Source organism: Rhodococcus sp. C26F, from assembly GCF_053345925.1.
Genome location: NZ_JBKFBA010000026.1, coordinates 73,250 through 82,084 on the forward strand (window position 1 = coordinate 73,250; position 8,835 = coordinate 82,084).

7 protein-coding genes are annotated in these 8,835 nt (G+C 69.5%); all 7 read right to left on the minus strand.

Annotated elements, in window-relative coordinates:
• On the minus strand, positions 1–1,693 hold a 1,693-nt coding region (gene atzF / locus ACLBYD_RS21670), incomplete at its 3' end, for an allophanate hydrolase (RefSeq protein WP_447818054.1).
• Positions 1,693–5,334, minus strand: a complete 3,642-nt coding sequence (gene uca / locus ACLBYD_RS21675) for an urea carboxylase (protein ID WP_447818055.1) — start codon at positions 5,332–5,334, stop codon at positions 1,693–1,695. The genes atzF and uca, both read right to left, overlap by 1 nt.
• A gap of 101 nt (positions 5,335–5,435) precedes the next feature.
• On the minus strand, positions 5,436–5,966 hold the full coding sequence (locus tag ACLBYD_RS21680) for a carboxymuconolactone decarboxylase family protein (protein WP_447818056.1): 531 nt from the start codon (positions 5,964–5,966) through the stop codon (positions 5,436–5,438).
• 54 nt (positions 5,967–6,020) lie between these two features.
• Positions 6,021–6,707: a GntR family transcriptional regulator gene (locus ACLBYD_RS21685; RefSeq protein WP_231413313.1), complete on the minus strand. Its 687-nt coding sequence runs from the start codon at positions 6,705–6,707 to the stop codon at positions 6,021–6,023.
• A complete protein-coding gene (urtE, locus tag ACLBYD_RS21690) occupies positions 6,707–7,399 on the minus strand; it encodes an urea ABC transporter ATP-binding subunit UrtE (RefSeq protein WP_447818061.1) in 693 nt (230 codons plus the stop codon). The genes ACLBYD_RS21685 and urtE overlap by 1 nt, the downstream gene beginning before the upstream one ends.
• Positions 7,399–8,181, minus strand: coding sequence for an urea ABC transporter ATP-binding protein UrtD (gene urtD, locus ACLBYD_RS21695; protein WP_447818057.1), 783 nt, complete (start codon positions 8,179–8,181; stop codon positions 7,399–7,401). The genes urtE and urtD overlap by 1 nt, the downstream gene beginning before the upstream one ends.
• A partial coding sequence (locus tag ACLBYD_RS21700; protein ID WP_447818058.1) for a branched-chain amino acid ABC transporter permease occupies positions 8,178–8,835 on the minus strand: 658 nt, incomplete at its 5' end. The genes ACLBYD_RS21700 and urtD, both read right to left, overlap by 4 nt.

The window sequence follows — 8,835 nt, forward strand, 5'->3', positions numbered from 1 at the left end:
CGTCCTGCGTGCAGCCGAAGCCGACGACCCACCGTCCGTCCGCCAGTTCGACACTCGTCAACGTCATCGGGGCGGGCAGCGCGGCGAGGAACCGACCCAGTCCGGCCTCCGACAACCGGAACAGTTCACCGACGATGGCGGCGCCCTCGCGCGGTGCGTGACGCACCAGGCCCGGCTTCGGCGGCGTCGTGTTCAACGCGGCGAGGCGGTACGCGTCGGAGGTGTACACCTCCTCGACGAAGCGCGCCCCGAGTTCCTCGAGCTGGAAGTGCAGCGGCTGACCGCGCAGGTGCGCTCCGAAGACCGCGAGTTCGACGCCGGACTCGACCACGCACGGTGCGTCCACACCGTTCAGCGCGGCCGCGACGTCCACGGCCACCTGGTCGCCGAAGGCCGGGACCACGACCATGACCCCGAACGGCTCACCGGCCGGCGTCGGCGCACCGGGCACCGCCACCGCCGCCATGTCCAGCAGGTTGCAGAAGTTGGTGTAGGTGCCCATGCGCCGATTGATCGCGATCGGATCTGCCTGCACCGCAGCAATCGTCGGGTGTTCCGTCGTCGTCGGGAGCAGCAACCCGTCGAATGCGGCGAGCAGTTCACACGCGAACGCCTTCACGTGGGTGAGCGTGTCGAGGTCCTCGACGAGTTCGTAGGCGGCGGGCTTCTTCGCCCCGGCGACGATCGCGGCGACGGTGGGATCGGCGCCCTCCGGGGACGTCGACAGGAACTCGCCCACAGCCGCGTAGCGCTGGGCCACGACGGCACCGTCGTACAGGAGCAGGGCAGCGTCGAGCAGCGGTGAGACGTCCACCTCCGCGATCTCGATGCCGGACTCGCGCGCCGCGGCCACCGTGCGGGTGAAGGCGTCGCGGTACTCCTCGCACAGCGCCTCGAGGTCCTCGGCGCGCGGCACGGCGACGCGCAGGGTGTTCGGCGCGGCGAGTCGCACGTCCGCGGGCCAGGTCCTGCTGCGCGGGTCGCGGGGTTCGGGTCCGGCCATGATCCGGACCGTGGTCGCCGCCAGGTCGAGCGACGTCGCGAAGACCGTGAGGCAGTCGTAGTCGACGCAGGCCGGGACCACACCGTGCGCCGGGATCACGCCGAGAGTGGCCTTGATGCCGACGATTCCGTGCAGCGCGGCGGGTACCCGTCCCGAACCGGCCGTGTCGGTGCCCAGCCCGATGTCGGCGATGCCGAGCGCGACCGCGGCCGCCGAACCGGAACTCGAACCGCCCGAGACCTTCTCGGGATCCCACGCACACCGCACCGCCCCGTACGGGCTGCGGGTGCCGACGAGACCGGTGGCGAACTGGTCGAGATTGGTCTTGCCCAGCACGACGGCGCCGGCGGCGACCAGACGCTCGACACCCGAAGCGGTTTCCTCCGGGACGTACGCGAACTCGGGACATGCCGCAGTGGTCGGGATTCCCGCGACGTCCACGTTGTCCTTGACCGCCACGACCAGACCGGCGAGGGGAAGCGACTCACCGGCGGCGACTCGTGCGTCCACTTCGGCGGCGTCGGCGAGAAGATCGTCGGCGCTGCGCAGCGTGATCCACACCTCGGGTCGATCCACCTCGTCGATGCGGCCCAGTGCGGCACGAACGCGATCGGTGGCGGACACCCTCACCGAGGGGGCGGGCGCCGCGAATCCGGCACCCGGGTTGTCGAGGGTACTGCCGATGCTCATCAGACTGCTCCGATCACGAGAAGGGGGGTCCCGGGTGCAACCTTCGTGCCCGGGCTCACGAGAACTTTCAGGACCGTGCCGGTGGTCTCCGACGGCACGGGCATCTCGAGCTTCATCGCCTCGAGGATCACCGCAGTGTCCCCGGCAGTGACGGTGTCGCCCTCGGCGACCTCCACGCGCCAGACGTTGCCGACCATCGGTGCCTCGACGACGACGGCACCGGTCGGCATCCCGTCGAGGGGATCACCGACGGCGGATATCTCGATCGGTTCGCTGTCGACGCGGTCGAACTCTCCGGCATCACGCCACGCCCGCTTCTCCGCGTCGAACGCGCGGGACTGTGCGGCGTGGAAGGCGTCGATGGAGTCGGCGTTGTCCTCGAGGAAACGCAGGTGGTCGTCGAGAGCGAAGGTGCCGTCGGAGATGTCGGCGTCGAACCGGCCCGCCTTCGCCGCGCCCCGGTGTTCGAGCAACTGCTCGGGCGTCACCGGCTCCCAGACGATGCGGTCGAAGAACCGGAACAGCCACGGCTTGTCCTCCTCGAACGGCCCCGTCTGCCGGTAGCCCGACCAGATGGGGATCGTCCGTCCGACCAGCTGGTATCCGCCGGGCGATTCCATGCCGTAGACGCACAGGTACTTGCCGCCGATGCCCACTGCGTCGGACGGCGTCCACGTGCGGGCCGGGTTGTACTTCGTCGTGACCAGCCGGTGCCGCGGATCGAGCGGAACGGCCAGGGGCGCACCGAGATAGACGTCACCGAGACCGAGGACGAGATATTCGGCGTCGAAGACGGTGTCGCGGACCTGCTCGATCGAGTCGAGACCGTTGATGCGCCGGATGAATTCGGTGTTCGACGGCAGCCAGGGCGCCTCGTCGCGCACCCCGCTGCGGTAGCGCGAGATGGCCTCGGCGATGGACGGGTCGTCGAACGACAGTGGCAGGCGGACGGTGCGGCTCGGCACCACCAGATCGCGCGTCGCGGGCAGTTCCGTCTCGAGATCCTGCAGCACCCCGAGCAGGCGGTACTGCGGCAGCACGTCGGGATCGAAGTGGATGTGCAGCGAGCGCACACCGGGCGTGACGTCGACGATCCCGGGCAGGCGCGTGCCGGCCAGTGCCTCCGACAGTGCATGCACCCGCATGCGCAGTCCGAGATCGAGCACCATCTCGCCGTACTCGACGAGGATGTTGTCGTCACCGCCGCGCAGATACACGACCTCGGGGTGGTCCAGGAACGGCTCGATGCGACCGAGACGCCCACCGTCGGGTGCGCTCTGCCGGGCGACCGGCGGGAGGTCGGCGCCGCGGGCCGCACTGCTGCGCAGCTCGACGGCACCCTCGTCGGTGACCGGCACGAACCGCAGCGAGTCGCCGGGGCGGATCTGGCCGAGTTTCCAGCGATGACCGGAGACCACCGTGAGCGGGCACGCGAAACCGCCGAGGCTCGGACCGTCCGGGCCGAGCAGGATCGGGGTGTCGCCGGAGACGTTGAGTGAACCGACGCTGTACGGATTGTCGTGCAGGTTCGACGGATGCAGGCCGGCGTCGCCGCCGTCGGTGCGCGACCAGGTGGGCTTCGGGCCGTCGAGCCGGATGCCGGTGCGGTTGGCGTGCGTCTGCACCGTCCACGTCGCGTCGTAGAACTGCTGCAGGTCGTCGGCGGTGAAGTAGGCGGGGGCCGGCTGCGGGCCCTCGGTCACCGCGAGATGCCAGGTGTGCCCGAGGATGGGGCGGATCCCGGTGGGGACCGGCGCCGGATCGGTGAGTGTCTCGCCGGACGCGAGACCGAGCACGTCGCCCGTCGCGAGCGCCCTGCCGGTCGGGCCACCGAAGCCGCCGAGCGTGAACGTCGATGCGCTGCCCTGGTAGAGCGGCACGTCGAGTCCGCCGCGGACCGCGACGTAGGTGCGCAGGCCGGCGTCGACGGGGGCGCCGACCTCGAGAACGGAACCGGCCGGGATCTCGACGGGCTCCCACATCGGCACCGGCACACCGTCGACGGTGACCTCGGCGGGGGCGCCCGTGACACACACGATCGTCGGATCGGAGAACTCGAGGCGCGGGCCGAGCAGGGTGCATTCGAGACCGGGTGCGCCCTCGGGATTGCCGACGGCGACGTTCGCGGCGCGGAAGGAGAGATCGTCCATCGGACCGGACGGCGGAATCCCGACCTCCCACAGTCCGATCCGTCCCGGGAAGTCCTGGACGGTCGTCATCGTGCCGGCGCGCAGCACGTCGATGCGACATCCGGCGGGGTGGATGTCCGCCAGCGTCGTGGTGACATGCTCCGCGTCGAGAACCGTTGCCCCGGAGCAGATCCTGCGCAACTGCGACAGGTTCGTCTGCACGCCGTGGATCCGGGTGTCGTCGAGTGCCTCCGCCAACCCGGAGAATGCTGTGCGCCGCGACTCGCCGCGCACGATCACCTTCGCGAGCATCGGGTCGTAGAAGGTGCCGACCTCGGTACCCGTGTCCACCCACGTCTCGATACGTGTGTGGGCGGGGAACTCGACGTGGGTGAGCAGACCCGCGCTCGGCCGGTGGTCGCGGCCCGGATCCTCCGCGTACACGCGTGCTTCCACGGCGTGCCCGGTGATTTCGGGCCCGGAATCGGGCAGACCGTCGAGCATGCTGTCGTCGCCGCGCGCGAGACGCAGCATCCACTCGACGAGGTCGACGCCTGTGACCTCCTCGGTGACCGGATGCTCGACCTGCAGTCGGGTGTTCATCTCGAGGAAGGACACCTCGCCGCGGTCGACGTCGTAGACGAACTCGACCGTGCCCGCCGATCGGTACCACACCGACGACGCGAGAGCGCGTGAGCACGAGAGCATCTGCTCGACGATGTGGTCGGGGAGGTTCGGTGCGGGTGCCTCCTCGACGACCTTCTGGTTCCGGCGCTGCAACGAGCAGTCGCGGGTGCCGAGGCTGATCGTCCGGCCGTGTCCGTCGCCGAAGACCTGCACCTCCACGTGCCGGGCGCGGGGGACGAACCGTTCGAGGAAGACACCGGAGGACGAGAAGTTCGCCGTGGCGAGCCGGATGACGCGTTCGTACGCCTCACGCAGGTCGCCGGCGCTGTGGCAGGACTGCATCCCGATACCGCCACCTCCGCCGACGGCCTTGAGCATGACGGGATATCCGATGTTCTCGGCCGCGGCGAGCGCGTCGTCGAGCGAATCGAGCAGGCCGCTACCGGGGACGAGGGGCGCGCCGACCGCGCGGGCGGCCTCACGGGCGGTGTGTTTGTCGCCGAAGACGCGCAGTTGGTCGGGGGTCGGCCCGACGAAGGCGATTCCCGCCGCTTCGCAGGCAGCGGCGAATTCGGCGTTCTCCGAGAGGAACCCGTAGCCGGGGTGGATCGCTCCCGCACCGGTGGCCAGGGCCGCCTCGACGACGAGATCGGCCCGCAGGTAGGACTCGGCTGCGGGAGCCGGGCCGAGCCGGACCGCGATGTCGGCGAGTTCGACATGTGCGGCCGCTGCGTCGGCGTCCGAGTAGACCGCAACAGTCTTCAGACCCAGCTTGTGCGCGGACCGCATGATGCGGCACGCGATCTCGCCGCGGTTGGCGACCAGCAGGGTGTCGAAGGCGAAGATCGAGGGGACCGACGCTTCTGTATACGTCTTTGTGGACATGGCTGTATACGCTATGGACCAGCAATGACGCTGCTGTGACGTTGTGTAACAGCCTTGTTAGGGATCGCGCCGCCGAACCGATGCCGGCCGGTGCGGACGGATCAGAAGTCGCGTTCGATCCGCAGCACACCGATGGTCGTGGCAAGGGCGTCGTACTGCGTGACCAGCAGACAGAACTCGATGAGCCTGCGGTCGTCGTAGAACTGCGCGAGCGACGCCCACGTCTCGTCGGACAGATTCTTCGTCGCCATGAGTTCGTCGACAGCGACGAGAAGAGCGCAGTGCCTTGCCTGCCAGCCGGGAGCGTCGGGTCCGGCGACGATACGCTCACGCACCTCGTCGGTGATGCCGGCACGGCGACCCAGGCGTGTGTGGTGGTCGAATTCGTAACCGCACTCGCGCAGATGCGCGACGCGCAGGATGACCATCTCCGATTCGAACCGGCCGAGACGGCCGAACGGCATGAGCATGCCGGCGTAGTGCAACCACCCGCGGAACAGTCGTCCGGTGCGGCCGAGGGTGCTGAACAGGTGGGCGTCCGAGGTGCCGCCGGCGGCGGACAGGGCCTTCCATGTCACCCAGTTGATCGGGCCGAGTTCCTTGAAACGTCCGGGCGGGATGCGGGGTGTCATGAGCGCCAGTGTGCCGCACCGGACCCGTCCGGTCACGTGACACGACCGGAAGTGTCAGTCTCGGACGGCCCGGGCCATCCGCGCGAAGGCGCGTGCCTCCTCGGCCCGGCGCACGACCACCGATCGCGAGGTGTCGATGTGGGCGAGCAGCAGGTCGTGGGCGTCGTCGAGCTTGTCGGCGAGAACCAGCTCGGCGACCTCGATGTGCTCGTCGACGGTCGCGACGATGCGGTCGGGGGTCAGATAGTCGAACATCCGCACCGGGCGCACCTTGGCGTTCACCGAGGCCAGCGCGTCGCACAGGGCACGGTTGCCGGAGGCGGCGAGCAACGTCATGTGGAAGCGCTCGTCGAGCGTGACGAAGCCGGCGTCGGGCTCGGGCGGATCCTCGCGGATCTCGTACCAGCGGTCGAGCTCGGGACCGAGGACGTCGGGATCGTGCCGCACCGACTCGCCGTCGAGTGCGCGGCGGATCCCGCGCAGCTCCAGGGTGGTCCGCAGTTCGTACAGGTCGGCGAGGTCGTCGAAGCGCGGACGGTAGGGGTACAGCCCCTGGTCGCGGCGTTCGACGAGCCCGTCGGAGACCAGTCGGGCGAGGGCCTCGCGCACCGGCGTGCGCGACACCCCGTACTGCTCGGCGAGGCGTTCTTCACTGAGTCGTTCGTCGGGGGAGGGGGTCCCGGACATCAGACGATCGCGCAGGGCCTTGTAGACCCGCTCGCGCCGTGTGTCGGCGGCCATCAGATCGCCATCGCCGCACGGACGGTGGAGGTGGCGTCGACACCACCGTCACCCGTCGAGGTGATGCGCCCGGATTCGAGGACGTAGTAGTGCAGGGCGTTGTCGAGGGCGAAACCGATGTGCTGTTCGACGAGCAGCACCCCGAGGTCGCCGCTACGGCCGAGTTCGACGATGGTGTTCTCGATCTCGGCGACCACCGACGGCTGGATGCCCTCGGTGGGCTCGTCGAGGATGAGCATGCGCGGCTCGGTGATCAGCGCGCGGGCGATGGCGAGCTGCTGGCGCTGACCACCGGAGAGCAGACCCGCCCGCCGATCGAGGAGCGGGACCAGGGCGGGGAACAGGTCGAGCATGTCGGCGACCAACTGCCGGCCGTTGCGGCGCGTGTCGGCGACGACCTGCAGATTCTCACGGCAGGTGAGCTGACCGAAGGACTGCTGCCCCTGCGGGACGTAGGCCAGACCGCGGGCGACCCGCGCGGACGGTCGCAGCGATGTGATGTCCTCACCGTCGAAGAGGATCTTCCCCTTCGTCACCGGCAGCAGGCCGACGGCGGCGCGCAGCAGCGTGGTCTTGCCGGCACCGTTGTGGCCCATGACCGCGACGGTCTTGCCGGTCGGGACGGTCAGGGAGATGCCGTGCAGGATCTCGGTGCGACCGTAACCGGCGTGGACGTCGACGAGTTCGAGCATCATGCCTCCTGGGGAGCGGTGGCGGTCCCGAGGTAGACCTGCTGGACCTGCGGGTCGTTCTGGACCTGGTCGACGGTGCCGTCGGCGATGACCTTGCCGCGGGCGAGGACGGTGACAGAGGTGGCGAAGGCGCGCATGAAGTCCATGTCGTGCTCGACGACGACCACCGTGCGCTGGGCGCCGATGCGGCGCAGCAGCTGCCCGGTCTCCTCGCGTTCGTCGTGGCTCATGCCGGCGACGGGTTCGTCGAGGAGCAGCACGTCGGCGTTCTGCACGAGCAGCATGCCGATCTCGAGCCACTGCTTCTGCCCGTGGGCGAGGATGCCCGCGGGGGTGTCGCGGTGGGCGGTCAGGCCGATCGTCTCGAGCGCTTCCTCGATCTCGGGCAGCATGTTCTTGCGGCGGCGCAGCAACTGCCACGGGGAGCGGCCCGCGCCGGCGGCGATGTCGAGGTTCTGCAGGACCGACAGTTCCTCGAAGACCGAGGCGGTCTGGAAGGTGCGGCCGACACCGAGGCGCGCGATCTTGTGGGTCTTCTTGCCGAGCAGTTCGACGCCCGACTTGGTGATCGAGCCTGTCGCCGGGACCAGGCCGGTGACGGCGTCGACGAGGGTCGTCTTGCCGGCGCCGTTGGGGCCGATGAGGAACCGCAGGTCGCCTTGGAGGAGGGTGAGGTCGACGCCGTCGACGGCGGTGAAGCCGTCGAAGGTGACACGCAGGTCGCGGATCTCGAGGTAGTCGCTGCTCATTCCGGCGTTGCCGCCGTAGACGGGTTTGCTCATCGCACGGGCTCCATCTCGGGAAGGTCGGCGGGCTCGGGTTCGGCCGGGGGTGTGGGTTCGGTCGGGGTGGTGCGGCGGCGCCGGCGGAGCAAGGTGATGACTCCGGCGAGGCCGGCGGGGAAGAAGCCGACGACGACGATGAACAGCAGGCCCTGCGCGTAGGTCCAGGCCGACGGAAAGTTCTCCGACAGGGTGGTCTGCGCCCACGCCACACCCACCGCGCCGAGAACCGGGCCGAGCAGGGTGGTGCGTCCGCCGATGGCGACACCGATGAGGAACGCGATGGACGGGACGATGCCGACGTCGGCGGGGGAGATGATGCCGACGATGGGCACGAACATCGCCCCGGCGATGCCGGCGAAGAAGGCCGCGACGGTGTAGGCGGCCACCTTGATCAGCGCGGGGTCGTAGCCCAGGAAGCGGACCCGCTCCTCCTGGTCGCGGACCGCGACGAGCAGTTCGCCGTAGCGGGACTGCATGAGCTGGCGGGTCGCGGCGACGACGAGCAGCGCGATGGCGGCGACGATGAAGAACAGCATCCGCTTGTTGACCGGATCGGACAGGTCGTAGCCGAAGAAGGTGCGGAAACGGTTGAGGCCGTTGGACCCTCCGGTGGACTGCTGGCCGACGAGCAGGATCGCGAAGGCCGCGGCC